Annotated in this window: 11 protein-coding genes and 1 riboswitch; of the genes, 7 read left to right on the forward strand and 4 right to left on the reverse strand. The window is 73.7% G+C overall.

Annotation, left to right across the window (positions count from 1 at the left end):
* Nucleotides 1-344: 344 nt before the first annotated feature.
* From ACYVLT_RS00510 to ACYVLT_RS00530, 5 genes are all read left to right on the forward strand, one after another.
* Nucleotides 345-1,415, forward strand: coding sequence for an acyl-CoA reductase (locus tag ACYVLT_RS00510; RefSeq protein WP_461118042.1), 1,071 nt, complete (start codon nt 345-347; stop codon nt 1,413-1,415).
* Nucleotides 1,412-2,788: an acyl-CoA reductase gene (locus ACYVLT_RS00515; protein ID WP_461118043.1), complete on the forward strand. Its 1,377-nt coding sequence runs from the start codon at nt 1,412-1,414 to the stop codon at nt 2,786-2,788. Before ACYVLT_RS00510 ends, ACYVLT_RS00515 begins: the two co-directional genes overlap by 4 nt.
* A gap of 74 nt (nt 2,789-2,862) precedes the next feature.
* The gene (locus tag ACYVLT_RS00520; RefSeq protein WP_461118044.1) at nt 2,863-4,473 is read left to right on the forward strand and encodes a methyltransferase; all 1,611 of its coding nucleotides are present in this window, start codon (nt 2,863-2,865) and stop codon (nt 4,471-4,473) included.
* Between the two features lie 70 nt (nt 4,474-4,543).
* A complete protein-coding gene (locus tag ACYVLT_RS00525; protein WP_461118045.1) occupies nt 4,544-5,719 on the forward strand; it encodes a sugar efflux transporter in 1,176 nt (391 codons plus the stop codon).
* A 99-nt stretch (nt 5,720-5,818) separates the two neighbouring features.
* Nucleotides 5,819-6,481 carry a hypothetical protein gene (locus tag ACYVLT_RS00530; protein WP_461118046.1) on the forward strand — a complete coding sequence of 221 codons (663 nt, stop codon included), beginning with the start codon at nt 5,819-5,821 and terminating at the stop codon, nt 6,479-6,481.
* 864 nt (nt 6,482-7,345) lie between these two features.
* Here ACYVLT_RS00530 and ACYVLT_RS00535 read toward each other — a convergent pair.
* The 4 genes from ACYVLT_RS00535 to ACYVLT_RS00550 are packed head-to-tail and all read right to left on the reverse strand — an operon-like array spanning nt 7,346 to nt 12,118.
* Complete coding sequence (locus tag ACYVLT_RS00535; RefSeq protein ID WP_461118047.1) at nt 7,346-8,947, reverse strand: ABC transporter ATP-binding protein; 1,602 nt, start codon at nt 8,945-8,947, stop codon at nt 7,346-7,348.
* Nucleotides 8,944-10,005 (reverse strand): CbiQ family ECF transporter T component, encoded by a 1,062-nt coding sequence (locus tag ACYVLT_RS00540; protein ID WP_461118048.1) that lies wholly within the window; start codon nt 10,003-10,005, stop codon nt 8,944-8,946. The genes ACYVLT_RS00535 and ACYVLT_RS00540 overlap by 4 nt, the downstream gene beginning before the upstream one ends.
* A complete protein-coding gene (locus ACYVLT_RS00545) occupies nt 10,002-10,817 on the reverse strand; it encodes a hypothetical protein (protein ID WP_461118049.1) in 816 nt (271 codons plus the stop codon). Before ACYVLT_RS00545 ends, ACYVLT_RS00540 begins: the two co-directional genes overlap by 4 nt.
* Complete coding sequence (locus ACYVLT_RS00550) at nt 10,814-12,118, reverse strand: prenyltransferase/squalene oxidase repeat-containing protein (protein WP_461118050.1); 1,305 nt, start codon at nt 12,116-12,118, stop codon at nt 10,814-10,816. The genes ACYVLT_RS00545 and ACYVLT_RS00550 overlap by 4 nt, the downstream gene beginning before the upstream one ends.
* An 85-nt stretch (nt 12,119-12,203) precedes the next feature.
* A riboswitch (cobalamin riboswitch) is annotated at nt 12,204-12,340 on the reverse strand.
* A gap of 78 nt (nt 12,341-12,418) precedes the next feature.
* Here ACYVLT_RS00550 and ACYVLT_RS00555 point away from each other — a divergent pair.
* Nucleotides 12,419-13,678: a cytochrome P450 gene (locus tag ACYVLT_RS00555; protein WP_461118051.1), complete on the forward strand. Its 1,260-nt coding sequence runs from the start codon at nt 12,419-12,421 to the stop codon at nt 13,676-13,678.
* 370 nt (nt 13,679-14,048) lie between these two features.
* Complete coding sequence (locus ACYVLT_RS00560) at nt 14,049-15,230, forward strand: S8 family peptidase (protein ID WP_461118052.1); 1,182 nt, start codon at nt 14,049-14,051, stop codon at nt 15,228-15,230.
* The last annotated feature ends 242 nt before the right edge of the window (nt 15,231-15,472 follow it).

Below are 15,472 nucleotides of genomic sequence, written 5' to 3' on the forward strand. Positions count from 1 at the left end.
TCGTTCGGGGGAGACGGTCCGGGGCGGGCATGTCATCGGGCGTGCAGGCACGTGTCAGCGCGCGTGTCAAGCCCCTGTCGACCGCCTCGGGTGCCGTTCACGGACGTTCGCAGGCGTTCCGGGTCGTTCCGCGGTCGGCCGTCAGCACCACCGGGACCGGTCAGCGTTCCGGTTCCCGTAGCGGAACGCGCACATTCGGTCCTACCTGCGCCGTTGCTCAGTCATCCTGTTCTCCCTCGACAACCCCCCGGTCAGCGGTGCCCCGTTCCGGGGACCGACCTTGTCGGACGCGTCCACCGCTGCTGACCTGTCCGAGTTGACCTTCACCGCAGGAGGAAACCTCGATGACCGTTGCCCACGACGATCCCCACGTCGCGCGGCTCTTCGAACGCATGGCACGACTCGTCTGCGATGGCGTCGGCGATCCCGACGACCTCCACGAGCAGCTGGTCGAACTGGCCATGGCGAACTCCCCGGACGTCGCCCGCTACTGGAAGCAGGTGGGGGTGGGCGTCGGCGTGCCGGACACCGCCTACAAGGACGGGGGACCGCACCTGTTCCCCGACGCGCCACCGGTCCGCGTGTTCCGCACCAGCGGGACGACCGGGAGCGTCCGGGGCACCGTGCGCTACTCCAAGCTCGGGTTGGAGCTGAAGGGCCTGGCCATCGAGGCCAACGCCCGGCGCCACCTGCGGCCGGACGACGGCGTGCGGCCGGTGGTCCTGGCGTTCGTGCCGTCGCAGGAGGCCGCGCCGGAGATGGCCATCGCGTTCGACATGGTCCGGATCGCCGAGTCGTGCGGCGACCCCCGGCTCAGCACGGCCGTCATCGGCGCGCACGGGGTGGACTTCGACCTGCTGGGCAGCCGCCTGGACGCCGCGGTCGCCGAAGGCCTGCCGGTGGTGCTCATCGGCGGGACCTTCGCGTTCGTCAACGTCTGCGACGCGTTGGAGGCGCGGGGCAAGCGCTGGGAACTGCCGCCCGGCTCGCGGATGTGGGACGGCGGCGGGTTCAAGGGCCGCTCGCGGGTCATGCCCGTGGACGAGCTGCACGACACCGTGCGCCGGGTGTTCGGCATCCAGGAGCACGGCAACATCTTCGGCATGACGGAGCTGGCCAACCAGCTCTTCGACGCCGCCGACACCCCCGTGGGCCCGCTCGGCGAACGACCCAAGGGCAGCCACCCCGCCGGCGGGCCCAAGGTCCGCGATCCGCGCACCCGCGAGCACCTGACCGAGGGCCACGGCCTGCTGGAGATCACCGACCTGTCCCTGCTGGACCGGCCGCACGTGCTGCTCACCGGCGACCTCGGCATCGCCGGGCCGCACGGCGTGGCGATCGCGGGCCGGATCGCGGGCAGCACCAGCCGCGGCTGCTCGCTGACGTTGGACGAGATGACGGGAGGCGCCGCATGACCGTGTCGTGGACGCCCGGCTGGCTGACGGGCGACGGCGTGCCGTTCACCCTCGCCGCCGGCCCGCACGAGTGGCGTGGCGTGCGGCCCGCCGACTGGGCCGCGGTGGGCGAAGGGCTCCGCGACGCGCACGAGGACCTCCGGCGGCTGCCCGTGCGGCGGATCGTGGAGGCCGTCGACGCGGTCGTGGACCTGTGGGCCAAGCGGGACTTCACCGCCCGCCGCGCCGCGGTGCGCAACGCGTCGCTGGTCACCGGCATGTCGGAGGAGACGATCGACCGCGCGCTCGACGCGGAGCTGGGCAACCTGCACGCCGGGCAGCTGCTGGCCGCGTTGACCCGCGAGCTGGGCGGCCCGGAGGTGCTGGACGGCTTCCGCGGCGGCACGACCGCGGTGGGGCCGCGCACCGTGCTGGCGGTGTTCTCCGGCAACGTGCCCGGCCTGCCCGCGCGTTCGCTGGTGCGGGCGCTGCTGGTGAAGGCGAGCGTGATCGCCAAGATCCCGGCCCGGGAGCCGCACTTCACCGCCGCGTTCCTGCGCACCCTGCACGACGTGGAGCCGGTGCTCGCCGACGCGGTCGTGGCCACCTACTGGGACCGCGACGACGAGGCGACGTTGGCGGCCGCGCTGGGCCAGGCCGACGCGGTGATCGCCTACGGCGGCGACCAGGCGTGCGCCGCGATCCGCGCGAAAGTCGGGCCGCACCAGATCTACGAGGAGCACGCGCACAAGCTGTCGTTCGGCATCGTGAGCGCCGAGTACGCGGCCGAGCACGGCGCGGCCGAGGTGGCCAGGCGGATCGCCGCCGACTGCAGCGACTTCGACCAGCACGCCTGCCTCTCGCCGCAGGTCTACCTGGTGCAGGCCGACCACGCCCGCGCGGTCGCCGAACACCTGGCCGTCGCGATGCGCCGCGAGGCGCGGGACAGCCCACCCGGGACGATCGACGTGCACGACGCCACGGCGTTGCAGCACCGCAGGCTGATCGCCGAGTGGCGGGCCGCCACGTCGGACGCGGGCGGGGTGTGGGCGCCCGACGGTCTGGAGTGGACGGTCGTGCTGGACGACGCGCTGATGCCGCTCAGCGGCGCGGGCAACCGGGTCGCGCGGATCGTGTCGGTGCCGGACGTGGCCGCGGCGGTCGACGCCGTGCGCCCGTTCGCCGAGCACCTCCAGAACGTGGGCCTCGGCGCGGTCGGTGAGCAGTTCCGGCGGACCGCGCGCGAACTGGCCGTCCTGGGCGCGAGCCGGATCTGCGCGCCCGGCGCGATGGCCAAGCCGTCGATGGTGTGGCGGCACGACGGGCAGCCGCGCATCGCGGGCCTGGTCCGGTGGTGCGACATCGAACTCCACCCGGAGCTCGACAGACCGTAGCCCCGGTCACGGGGCCCCAGTCCGCCGTGCCCCGCCCGCGTGCGGGGCACGGCCATCCGTTGGGAGTATCAGCGATGTCGGTGACGGTTGGCGGCGCGCCCGGCGCGTTGGGGGAGAAGGACCTCCGCCGGTTGGCGGAGGCCGTGGGCTTCGTCCGGGACGGCGACGCCGGGGACGCGTTGGCGGCCGTGCTGGGCCGTGACGCGCCGGCGCCCGTCCTGCGCCACCTGGAGCCGGCGCACGCGGCGGTGCTGGTGGCCGCCGAACAGCCGTCGGACGTCTACGGGGTGCTGGCCGACCTGGGCGTCGACGCGCGGGACCCGATCCCGAACGCGGTGGCGCGCGACCGGCTCCGCGGCCGGACCGGGCAGGAGCTCGACGTGTGGGCCGTGCGCGGCACCGTCGCCGGCGGACCGCGTGAGCTGCGGTTGTCCGTGGTGTGCGGCGGGTCGGCGTTGTCGCACGACGACCGGGAGGCCGAGTCGCACGTGGCCTTCCACGTCACCGACGACGACGTGGTGCTGCGGGGTGTGTGCGCGACGTTGCTCGACGCCGGCCTCACCGCCGACGGTGGCGGCTACCACGAGGACGCGACGGTGCTGTACTTCCGCGGCGCGAACCCCACCCGGGTGCAGTTGCGGGTGCCCGGCCACCACGCCGCCCCGGTGGCACGCCACGTCGGCCGGCCGGACCAGCCGCGGCGCTCGATGCTCGACCTGATGACCGGCGCGTGGCGCACCCGTGCCGTGGCGGCGGCCGCCGAGCTGGGCGTGGCCGACCTGCTCGCCGACGGTCCGCTCGACACCGCCGAACTGGCCGAGCGCACCGGCACCAGGGCGGACAAGCTGCGCCGCGTGCTGGCCTTCCTGGCCGCCCTCGGCGTGTTGCGCCGGGCCGGCGAGCGGTGGTCGTTGACCGAGGTCGGCACGTTGCTGCGCGGCGACGTGCCCGGGTCACAGCGTGACCTGGCCCGCATCTACGGCGGCCTGTTCTACCGGTCGTTCAGCGGGCTGGAGCACGCCCTGCGCACCGGTGAGAGCGGGTTCAGCCACGTCTACGGCGCCCAGCCGTTCGAGCACTTCGCCGCGCACCCGGCCGACGCGCGGCTGTTCGAGGGCGCGATGGCGGCGGGCACGACCTTCCTCGAACTGGTGCCCGACCTGCTGGACCTGCCCGCGAGCGGCACGGTGGTCGACGTGGGCGGCGGCGACGGGCGCCTGCTCGACCTGGTGCTGAGCGCCGGGCCCGACCTGCGCGGCGTGCTGTTCGACCGGCCGCACGTGGTCGGCGCGGCGGTCGACGTGCTGGCACCGCACGGCGGGCGGGCCGCGGTCGTCGCGGGCGACTTCTTCCACGACCCCGTGCCGCGAGGCGGCGACCTCTACCTGCTGTCGCGGATCATGCACGACTGGGACGACGAGCGGTGCTCGGTGATCCTGGGCAACGTGCGCGCGGCGATGGCCGAGGGCGCGGTGCTGGCCGTGGTGGAGCGGCCGATCCGGGACGACCCGCGCACGCTGTTGCCGCTGGCGTTCAACGTGCACATGATGGTCAACACCGTGCAGGGCGGCGAGCGGACCACCGAGCACCACCGGCGGCTGCTGGCGGCCGGCGGTTTCGTGCTGGAGGACGTCCGGGAACTGCCGCTGGACATGGCGGTGCTGGTCGCACGCGCCACGGTGTGAGCGCTCTCACGAGTCCGGATGCTGGAAATCGGCTTCCTCGTCACCCGAATGGACGACGAGGATCGCCGGTGTGCCCGCACTGAGTGAACGTCCTGCCCCGTCCGGGTCGCGGTCCTTCGTCCCGCTGCTGTCGGTGAGCCTCCTGACCGGTGTCGGGTACGCGTTGGCCGGTCCGTTCCTGTCGCTGTTCCTGATCAAGGAAGTCGGCGCCGGGCCGGTCGCGGTCGGGGCGTTCCTGCTGATCAGCGCGCTGGGATCGATGTTGGTGAGCACGGTGATCGGGCGGTTCTCCGACTCGCGGGCGGTCCGCCGCACGCTGCTTGCGGTCGCGGGCGCGTCGGGTGCGCTGTCGTGGGTGCTGTTCGCCGTGTTCCGCGACTACTGGTTGCTGCTGGTGGTGTCGATCACGTTCTTCGCCATCGCGTCCTCGCAGATACCGCAGATGTACGCCTACGCGCGGCAGCTGCTGGAACGCAGCGGCTCGGCCCGGGCGCCGCTGGCGATGAGCGGCCTGCGGACGACGATGTCGATCGCGTGGGTCGGCGGTCCGCCACTGGGCGCCCTGCTGATCGCCGGGGGCGGGTTCACCGGTCTGTTCGGCGTCAGCGCCGCGGTGTACGCGCTGGGCGTCGTGGTGATCCTGGTGTGGTTGCCGCGGCTGGGCCCGGCCGCGGCACCGACCGGTGAGGTGGCGCGGGAGTCCGGGTTGCGGCGGGAGGTCGTGCTCGCGGCCCTGGGGTTCGTGCTGCTGCAGTGCGCGACGTCGGTCGGCGTGGTGGCGATGCCGTTGTTCGTCACCGAGGACCTGGGTGGCACGACCCGGGACGCCGGGCTGGTGCTGGGGCTGTGCGCGGCCCTGGAGATCCCGCTGATGCTCGGCTTCGGCGCGTTGGCGGTCCGGATGAACCACCGGGTGCTGGTGCTGGCGGGTGGTGCGGTCGCGCCGGTGTACTACGCGGTCATGCTCGGCACCCAGGCGACGTGGCAGGTGATGGCCGCCCAGGTGCTGCACGCGGTGGTGATCTCGGCGGTGATGGGCGTCGGCATCTCGTACTTCCAGGACCTCGCGCCCGACCGACCGGGTTACGCCAGCACGCTCTACAGCAACACCTACAAGACCAGCGCGATGCTCGCCGGACCGCTGCTGGGCCTCGCGCAGCACCTCGGCTACCGCGCCGCGTACGGGATGGGCCTGGTCATGTCGGTGCTCGGGTTGGTTCTCCTGCTGTCCGCGCGCCGCAAGTGAACCGACCGTCTGGTTTGCGCTCTTCGAGCGGTTCTCCGCGAAATTCGGGTCTGCGGCCCCTCGGCGTTGCTAAACCTTCCTGAGGGGGAGGAGGCAGCCGTGCCGAAGGGTTTCTACACCGACGACAGGGGTCGCGTGCGGCCGGTCGCCGGCGGGGGCAGGCGGAGCAGGTCGGCGCTGCTGGCCGGACTGGTCGCGCTCAGCGCGGTCGGGTACGGGGGAGCGGTCGGCCTGAGCGCGGGAGGTTCCGGTGGTGGCGGTCCGGGGCTGAGCGTGGAGGCGCGCAAGGCCGAGGGCGGAGACCTCGCCCGGCGGGGCGACGCGGAGGGCGCGTGGCGGCTGATGGGGTTGCACGAGCTCAAGCGGACCGAGAAGCAGCAGGCCGAGTGCGTGGCGGCGTCGTTCGGCGGCGTGCGCGAGTTCCTGCGGCGGACCGGGTGCACGTCGATGGACCGGGTGCTGTTCGCGGTCGGGGACGACGCGGGCAACTCGGCGGTGATCGCGGTGGCCTGGGTCGGGTTCGGCTCGCGGGGTGACGCGCGGGAGTTCCACGACGTCGTGGACGCGCCGGGCACCGGGGACGTGAAGCCGCTCGGCACGGCGCAGGTCGGCTTGGCGGACATCGCGTTCAGCGGCGCAAACTACGGCTCGGGTCGGGACCGGACCACGGTCACCGTCGCCGAGGCCGAGCTCGCCACCGGCTACCTCACCCCGGAGGTGCTGGACGCGTTGGCGGAGGTGGCGGCACAGCTGCCCCGCTGACCGGAGAACCGGCAACCGGAGAACCGGCAACCGGAGAACCGGCAACCGGAGAACCGCCTACCGGAGAATCACCTACCGGAGAAGCTCCGAACGAGGGATCGCCGAACGACGCCCTGCGGGCGGCGCGGCGCAACGTGCGCAGCAGCACCGGGCCGGTCACCAGCACCAGGATCGTGGTGGTGATCGCGCGGCCGACGTCCCAGCCGAGGGACGTGGCCAGGCTGAAGGCCACCACGCGCACCAGGTTGTCCGGGATCGGCGCGCCGGGCTGGAAGGACAACGACGTGCTGCCCGCGCTCAACGCGAACGGCCAGAACGACAGGTTCAGCAGCAGCCCGTAGACCAGGGACGCGACGGCGCTGTACGCGGCGAGCGCCGCGAGTTCGGCCTTGCCCCGCAGCGAGGGCAGCAGCCCCGCGCCCAACGCCACCCACGCCGCGCCCAGCATCTGGTAGGGCAGCCACGGCCCGACGCCGCCGGTGAGCAGGGCGGACGCGAACAGCATGGTGTTGCCGAGCACGAACCCGAACCCCGGCCCGAACACCCGGCCGCCGAGCACGAGCAGGAAGAACACCGTCTCGACACCCGCCGTGCCCGCGCCGAGCGGCCGGATCGCCGCGCCCAGCGCGGACAGCACGCCCAGCATCGCCACCGCCTTCGCGTCCAACCCGCCCTCGCTGAGCTCGGCCAGCACCACGGCCAGCACGAGGGGCAGGAGCAGCGCGAACGTCCACGGCGCGGTCACGCCCTGCGCGATGGCGGCGTCGGGGGAGACCAGCAACGGCCACCCGAACGCGACCACGCTGATCGCCGCCGCCACGGCCAGGGCGAGCGTGGCGCGGGGCCGGACGCGGATCGGCCGGCTCACCGCGCCGCCAGGGCCGCGCGCACGTCCGCCACCGTCAGCCACGGCCGCGGCGCGAGCACCTTCGCCACCTGCGGCGAGAACACCGGGGACGCGGTGACCACCTCGGCGGTCGGGCCGTCGGCCACCACCTCGCCCTCGGCCAGCACGACCACCCGGCTCGCGTACTCGGCCACGAACTCCACGTCGTGCGTCGCCAGCACGATCGCGTGACCGTCGTCGGCGAGCGCGCGCAACGCCGCGGCCAACCGGGTCTTGGCCGGGTAGTCCAGGCCCCGGGTCGGCTCGTCCAGCAGCACCGCGCGCGGCGACGGGGTGAGCGCCACCGCCAGCACCAGCGCGAGCCGTTGCCCCTCGGACAGGTCACGCGGGTGCCGGTCGTCCGGGACGCCCGGCGCGAGCCGGTCCAGCAACTCCCGGCACGTGCCGCGAGGCCTGCCGGACTCGCGGTCGGACTGCGCGCACTCACCGCCGACCGTGTGCAGGTACAGCAGGTCACCGGGCTGCTGCGGGACCAGGCCGACGACCTCGCGGCGCGGACCGGGCTTGAGCGTCGCCGGGTCGACGCCGGCCACCGCGACCTCGCCGCCGGACCGCTTGCCGGTGCCCTGCACCGCCCACAGCAGGCTCGACTTGCCCGACCCGTTGCGCCCCATCACCGCTACCCGCTCACCCGCGCCGACGCTCAACGACACACCGCGCACCGCGTCCACAGTGGAATAGCGAACCCGCAGGTCGCGTACTCGCACCAACTCCGCGGAGGGTGACGAGGCCACCGAGGGTGGTTCGGCGAGGCGCTCGCGCAACGGGCCGGCCAGCCGCCGTGCGTCCCGGATCGACACCGGCACCGGTTCCCACCCGGCCAGCTGGCCCAGCCGCACCACGGGCGGCGCGACCGGCGCGTCCGCCAGCACCGGGCCGGGTTCGCCGGTGACCGGCGGCAGACCACCGCCGGGCAGCCAGACCACGCGGTCGGCGTACTGCGCGACCCGTTCCAGCCGGTGCTCGGCGATCACCACGGTCATGCCGAGGTCGTGCACCAGCCGGTGCAGCGCGGCCAGCACGTCCTCCGCCGCACCGGGGTCCAGCGCCGAGGTCGGTTCGTCCAGCACCAGCACCCGCGGGTGGGCGGTGAGGGCGGCGCCGACGGCCACCCGTTGCTGCTGCCCGCCGGACAGCGTCGCCAGCGGTCGGTGCCGCAGGTCGGCCAGGCCGAGCAGGTCCAACGTCTCCTCGACCCGCTTGCGCATCACCGGGTTCGGCAGCGCCAGCGACTCCATCGAGTACGCCAGCTCCTCCTCGACCGAGTCGGTGACGAAGCCGGACCTCGGGTCCTGCGCCACCATGCCGACCACGTCGGCCAGCTCGCGCGGCGGGTGGTCGCGGGTGTCGCGGCCGGCCACCACGACCCGGCCGGTGAGCGTGCCGCCGGTGAAGTGCGGCACCAGGCCGTTGACCGCGCGCAGCAGCGTCGACTTGCCCGATCCGGTGCGCCCGACCACCAGGCACAGCTCGCCCTCGGGCACGTGCAGGTCCACCCCGGCCAACACGGGCGCGGCGGCGTCGCGGTAGGTGACGGAGACGTTCTCGAACCGGATCACGCGTTCACCCTGTTCCTGACGATCACCACGGGTGCGAGCGCGCACAGCAGGCCGATCGCGGGCAGCAACGGCAGTCCGGGCGCGACCAGCGGCACCGTGTCCGGTGTCAGCGCGGTACCGCCGAGACCGTCCGGCGCCAGGAACGTCGCCAGCGTCGCGACCACGCCGGACGTGACGATCAGCAGCTCGCGCGGACCCCACCGGTCCGGTCGGTACCGGCTGCGCCGCACCCGCCGCGAGCCGGTCCACAGGCCCGCGATCGCCAGCACCGAGCCCGCAACCAGCGTCGGCGTCGCCACCGCGCCCGGCCCGCCGCCACCGAGCAGCCCGAACGCCCCGACGCACAGCCCGACCAGCCCGCCGAGCACCAGCACGCCGGTCACCACCCTGGTCCGCCCGGGCAACCCCGCCGTCCGGCCGTACCCGCGCGAGTCCATCGCCGCGGCCAACTCCAGGGACCGCTCGAACGCGTCCTCCAGCACCGGCACCATCAGCACCCGCATCGCCTTCACGCCGCGCACCGCGTCACCCCGCAACGCCCGGGCCCGGCGCACCGAGCGCGCGCTGGCCACCAGTTGCGGTGCCACCGTCAACGCCACCACCACCGCCACGCTCACCTCGTACAACGCGGCCGGCAACGACCGCAGCAGCCGCTTGGCGTTGGCCAGCGCGTTCGCCGCGCCCACGCAGCACAGCAACGTCGCCAGCTGAAGCCCTTGGTACAGCGCGAACGCGAGTCCTTCCGCGCTGACCGGTCCACCCAGCCGGATGCCCTTCGCCCACGCCGGCAACGGGATCTCGGGCAGCGTCACCAGCACCGTGGGCCCGCCGACCCCGCCGAGCAGCACGTGCAACACCATCCGGATGGCGATCACCACGAGGGCGAACTTGAGGAACACGCCGTAGGCGCTCGCCCACGGCGTGTCCTCGCGGCACGACACGGCCACGTACCCGGCGACCGCGATCACCAACGCCAGCAGCAGCGGGTTGGTGCTGCGGCTGGCGACGGCGGCCAGGCACAACGCCCACAGCCACCACGCGCCGGGGTGCAGCCTCACTCCGCCGCCTTGGCCCGTCGCCGCGCGGTCAGGATGCCCAGGCCCGCCAGCGCGGCGATCACCACGATCCCGATCACCAACCCGACCGTGCCGCCGGACGACGTGCCCGCCGTCGGCCGCACCGCCACCGCGGTCGGGCTCGACGAGCTCGTCGGGGAGGAGGCAGGGCTGGGAGTGGTGCTGCCCGTCGTCGCCTCGGCGGAGGACGGCGCGGTCGTCGTCGCCTCGGTCGTGGTCGGCGCGGCGGTCTCCGACTGCCGCGTGGGCTGCTGCGCCGGTTGACCGGGCTGGGGTTGCGGCGCCGGTGGCACGGGCCCGCCCGGCTCGGGCGCCGGAGGTTGCGGCGCGGGCTGGGTCGGCTTCGGCGCGGGCGCCGGTGGCGCGATGCCCGGCTGCTCACCCGCACCGAACGACCAGCCCTCGACGCTCCCCGGCGCGGGGTCGTGGGCGCTCGCGCTCGTGCCGCTGTAGACCCACGACCCGCCGGGTTGGCCGTGCCAGTAGCCCCAGTACGCCGTGGGCGGGGAGGTGTTGACGCACGGGTCGCTGCCGGGCTTGCCGTTGACCCGGCACACGAACCCCGGCTGCCGGGCCGCGAACGTGTAGCCGAACCCGGCGCCGCTCAGCGCGGCCGTGCCGGAGGCCGGATCACCCGGCGCGCAACCCGTCTGCACGCCGCCGCCCAGCGCGCGGAAGTCCACGACCACCGTGACGCCCGCGCAGTCCGCCGCCCGGGCGGTCACCGGTGCGTTCAGCAGCGCGAGCCCCATGACGGCCAACGCCGTCGGCACGCGCCGCCACCAGCTCGTCACCTGCGTGCGCCCGCATACCGCTTGCGTGCCAGCACGACCGCGAGCACACCGCCGACCAGCAGCAACGCGCCGATCCACAGCATCGGGCCGACGGCCGCGCCGGTCCGGGCCAGGGCGCCGCGGTTGGCCACCACGGCCACCACCGCGGTCGTGGTGGTCGTGCTGCCTGCGGTCGTCCCGGTGGTGGAGGAGGTGGTCGACGTGGCCGTCGTGGTGGCCGAAGTGGTCGACGTGGACGAACTCGGGGAGGTCGTGGTGGCCGAGCAGTCGAGCACCGGCGCGCCCGGTTCGCCGCCCTCGGCGGTCAGGTCCGCGAAGCCGACGCCGACCAGCCCGAGCACGCCCTGGGCGCTCGCGCGCAGCGACGTGGGCTGCGTGAACCCCGTCTTGTCGAACGCGATCGCACCCCGGTCGGCCGCCGCGGCCGTGCAACCGACCTGCAACGACCTCAGGAACTTCGCGGCCAGGTCCGCGGCGGCGGTGCGGCCGCCCGCGCGCAGCGCCTGCGCCGCGAGACCGGTGCTGTTGGCGTTGCCCTCGTCGGTCTTGCCCTCGTCGCGGAACCCGCCGCCGGGCTGCTGCACGCCGGTCAGCCAGTCCAGCGCCCTGCCCGCCTCGGCCGTCCGGTCGGCCGCGAGCAACGCCTGCGCGACCATCGCCGTGGCGTCCACGTGGGACGCGCAGGTCGCGGCCTCCAGGACCAGCGGGAACCCGCCGTCCGGGCACTGGGCGCCGACGAGGTAGTCGACGGCGGCCTTCGGCGCGCCCTGCCAGCGGTCCAGCGCGAGCACCGCGAAGGCCTGGGTGAAGCCGTTGGAGTAGTCGCCGTGCTGCGACTTGTCCTGGAACCGGCCGGACGGCGCCTGCAGCGCGGTGAGACCGGCGATCAGGTCGACGTCGCCGAAGTCGGTCGGGTCCTGGCCGCGCACCTGCGCCGCCAACGCCAGCTTGGCGTGCGCGCCCGCGTAGGACTGGTCGGGGTCGCCGAAGTGCAGGTAGTTGTCGATCACCGCGGGCTCGGCGACCCAGGCGGCGGCCCGGTCCGCGCTGTCGGACGCGACGCCGGCCGCGGTGAAGGCGAACAGTGCGTCCAGCGTGAGGCCCTGGTCGGGGTAGGGGACGCCCTCGAACACGTGCTCGAAGTGGTCGCCGTCGACGAGTTGCCGGGCGAGCCACCCGGCGGCGGCGTCGCTCACGTCGGTCGTCGGCACGGCCGGCGCCTCACCCCGGGCGGCGGGAGCCGACGCGAGCGCGGCGACGGCGGCGGTGGCGATGACGGCGGCGGTCCGTCTCAACGACATGGTCGGCCTTTCCGAGGCGTGGGCGGACCCCGGACAGCCGTGATCGACTTCCCCCGGGCTCCGACCCGTTGACCTCGACGGTGTCAGGAGCGTGGCACGCGCGACGGGTGTTCGGGCTCGTCCCGGGTGGGACCTACCGTTGCGGGTCAGCGCCGGATTTCGACCGGCTTCCCCCGTTTCACGCGCGATTGCCGATCGTCTGTCACGGGCCTTGGCGTGTCAATCCGCCTCTAGCGCGATGCTGCTCACCCCGGCGTGCGGTTACCGTCGGTCATTCGACCTGGGGAAGAGGGGTGTTCGATGACGACTCTGGCGTCCGTGCGCGACGGCTTGGTGGCGTGGGTCGCACGGCGTTCGGCGACGCGGTGGGTGTTGGGCAAGATCGGTTCGCGGGCGTTTGCGCTGCTCCCGGACCGTGCGCTGGTTCCGCTGAAGCGGGACGGGGTGGTGCCGGTCGCCGAGCTGGAGCGGATGCGGGAGGCCGGCGCGGTGCACCGGATCCCGGTGCCGTTCGGCCTGCGCGTGTGGTTGGTCACCGGGCAGGACGAGGCGAAGAAGGTGCTTTCCGACACAGGCGCGTTCAGCAACGACTACGCCCGGCTCGGCGCCGCGGTCGGTCGGGTCGAGCAGACGCCCGGCGGTCTCGGCTTCGCCGACGCGCCCGACCACACCCGGCTGCGCAAGCTGCTCACGCCGGAGTTCACCATGCGCAGGCTGTCGCGGCTGGTGCCGCGCATCGACGCGATCGTCACCGAGCGGCTGGACGCCATGGAGGCCGCCGACGGGCCGGTCGACCTGGTCGAGGAGTTCGCACTGCCGATCCCGTCGCTGACGATCTGCGAGCTGCTGGGCGTGCCCTATGAGGACCGCGACCGGTTCCAGGAGCTGGCGGCGGCGCGGTTCGACCTGTTCGGGGGAGCGGGGCAGGCCTTGGGCGCGATCTCCGAGTCGCTGTCCTACATGGAGGAGATCGTGCGCCGCGAGCGCCGGTCGCCGGGTGACGGGCTGATCGGTTCGATCATCCGCCAGCACGGCGACGACGTCAGCGACGTCGAGCTGGCCGGTCTGGCCGACGGCGTGCTGACCGGCGGGTTCGACACCACGGCGTCGATGCTCGCGTTGGGCGCGATCGTGCTGCTGAAGGACGAGGCCGCGCGTGCGGCGATGCGTGACGACGACGCGGCCGCCGCGCCGATGGTCGAGGAGCTGCTGCGGCACCTGAGCGTGGTGCAGGTGGCGTTCCCGCGCTTCGCCCGGCACCCGTTGCTGGTCGGCGACCAGCAGATCGAGGAGGGGGACGTGGTCGTGGTGTCGCTGTCGGCGGCCAACCGCGAGGAAGCGTCCGACTTCGACCCGAGCCGCTCGGCTTCGTCGCACCTGGCGTTCGGGCACGGCGCGCACCGCTGCGTGGGGGCGGAGCTGGCGCGGCTGGAGCTGCGTGCCGCGTACCCGGCCCTGCTGCGCCGGTTCCCCCGGCTGCGCCTGGCCGACGAGCGGCCCGCGTTCCGCACCGCGTCGATCGTCCACGGTGTCGACTCGCTGTTGGTGCACACGCGCTGAGCGTCGCACCGCGCTGAAGGTGGCATTGCGCTGAGCGTCGAACCGCGCTGAGCGTTGAACTCGGGTGCGCCGAACGTAGGACTCTCGCGTGCTGGACGTAGGACTCTCGCGAGAGTCCTACGTTCGGCGCCCGTGTGTCGCACTGGGCCGGTCGGCGTCCGGCTAGCGCCACCAGAGCGAACCGGGCGTTACCAGTTGTCCGTTATGTCCACCGAGCGTGACGGGCCGGGCGGCCGTTCGGCCGACCTCCGTTGACCATGGCATAACCGCTGGTCAGGCTGCTGGTCTGAATCACGGACGAGTGAGAAGTCGACTCCGTCAACCCTGCGTCGGAGCGCACTGGTCCGGGTTCACCCGAAGGAGCCGAACCGTGCGTCCTCTCCACCGAACACTCGCCGTCCTGGCCGCCGCGACCACCGTCGTGGGACTCACCACCGGTGCCGCCGCGGCCGAACCCCTGCACCAGGCGGACATCGTCATGGCGACGGCGTCCGCGACCGTCCACCCGGTCAAGGACTCCTACATCGTGCTGCTGAACCCGTCCGCGCGCAGCGGTGCGAGCGTGGCCGCGACGGCCGGTGTCACACCGACCCACGTCTGGAACGCCGCGCTCAACGGGTTCGCCGCCAAGCTCACCCCCGCGCAGCTGCGCAAGCTCAGCCGCGACCCGGCGGTCACCACGATCGAACAGGACGTGCTGGTCACCGACGCGCTCGACGCCACCCAGGCCAACCCGCCGTCGTGGGGCATCGACCGGGTCGACCAGCGCAACCTGCCGCTGTCCAACTCCTACACCTACGCCTACACCGGCGCGGGCGTCCACGCCTACATCATCGACACCGGCATCACGCCCGGCCACGCGGACTACGGCGGCCGGGCCACGTTCGACTACAACGGCTACGACACCAACAACACCGACTGCCACGGCCACGGCACGCACGTCGCCGGCACGATCGGCTCCGCCACCTACGGCATCGCCAAGGGCGTGCGGCTGCACGGCGTGAAGATGATGAGCTGCTCCGGCAGCGCCACCACCACCTCGGCGCTCAACGCGATCAACTGGGTGACGGCCAACCACACCAAGCCGGCCGTGGCGAACACGTCGTGGAACTTCACCGCGTCGGCCGGCCTGGAGACCGCGATCCGCAACATGATCGCCGCGGGCGTCTTCCTGGCCACCTCGGCGGGCAACACCGGCGGCAACTCGTGCGACCGGCTGCCGCGCAAGGTGGAGACGGCCAGCGTGGTGGCGTCCTCCACCAGCACCGACGCCCGGTCGTCCTCCTCCAGCACGGGCGCGTGCGTCGACATCTACGCCCCGGGCAACGCCATCGTCTCGACCGTGCGCACCGGCGGCTCGGGCACGATGAGCGGAACGTCGATGGCGACGCCGCACGTCGCGGGCGTGGCCGCGCTGTACAAGCAGCGGTTCGGCGACCAGCCGTCGGCCACCGTGCACAACTGGCTGAACTCCAGCGCCACGCCGAACGTCATCAGCGGCGGCGGCACCGGCGGCACGGTCAACCGGCTGCTGTTCACCAACGGCCTGTGACCGCCCCCGGCGCGCGGGGCCGCACCCCGCCCCGCGCGCCGGGCACCACCCGGTAACGGTGCGGCCGCGCGAGCGACGCGCACTCCTCACGATGACCGCGGCTTCCTGCGGGCCGCAGCAGCAGCCGTCGACTTCGACCGCGCGGCCCACGTTCGACCCGACGCCCGCCCCTGTGCGCCCGACACCCACGCCGGTCGGGACCTGGCCGGCTCTGCCGGAACCGACGTGCCGCCGGGCTTCGC

This window comes from Saccharothrix stipae (genome assembly GCF_054781895.1).

What these genes read in the sequence shown, in the direction of transcription:
- ACYVLT_RS00510 (WP_461118042.1), top strand. Translation starts at nt 345, where the DNA reads ATGACCGTTGCCCACGACGATCCCCACGTCGCGCGGCTCTTCGAACGC.
- ACYVLT_RS00515 (WP_461118043.1), top strand. Translation starts at nt 1,412, where the DNA reads ATGACCGTGTCGTGGACGCCCGGCTGGCTGACGGGCGACGGCGTGCCG.
- ACYVLT_RS00520 (WP_461118044.1), top strand. Translation starts at nt 2,863, where the DNA reads ATGTCGGTGACGGTTGGCGGCGCGCCCGGCGCGTTGGGGGAGAAGGAC.
- ACYVLT_RS00550 (WP_461118050.1), bottom strand. Translation starts at nt 12,118, where the DNA reads ATGTCGTTGAGACGGACCGCCGCCGTCATCGCCACCGCCGCCGTCGCC.
- ACYVLT_RS00555 (WP_461118051.1), top strand. Translation starts at nt 12,419, where the DNA reads ATGACGACTCTGGCGTCCGTGCGCGACGGCTTGGTGGCGTGGGTCGCA.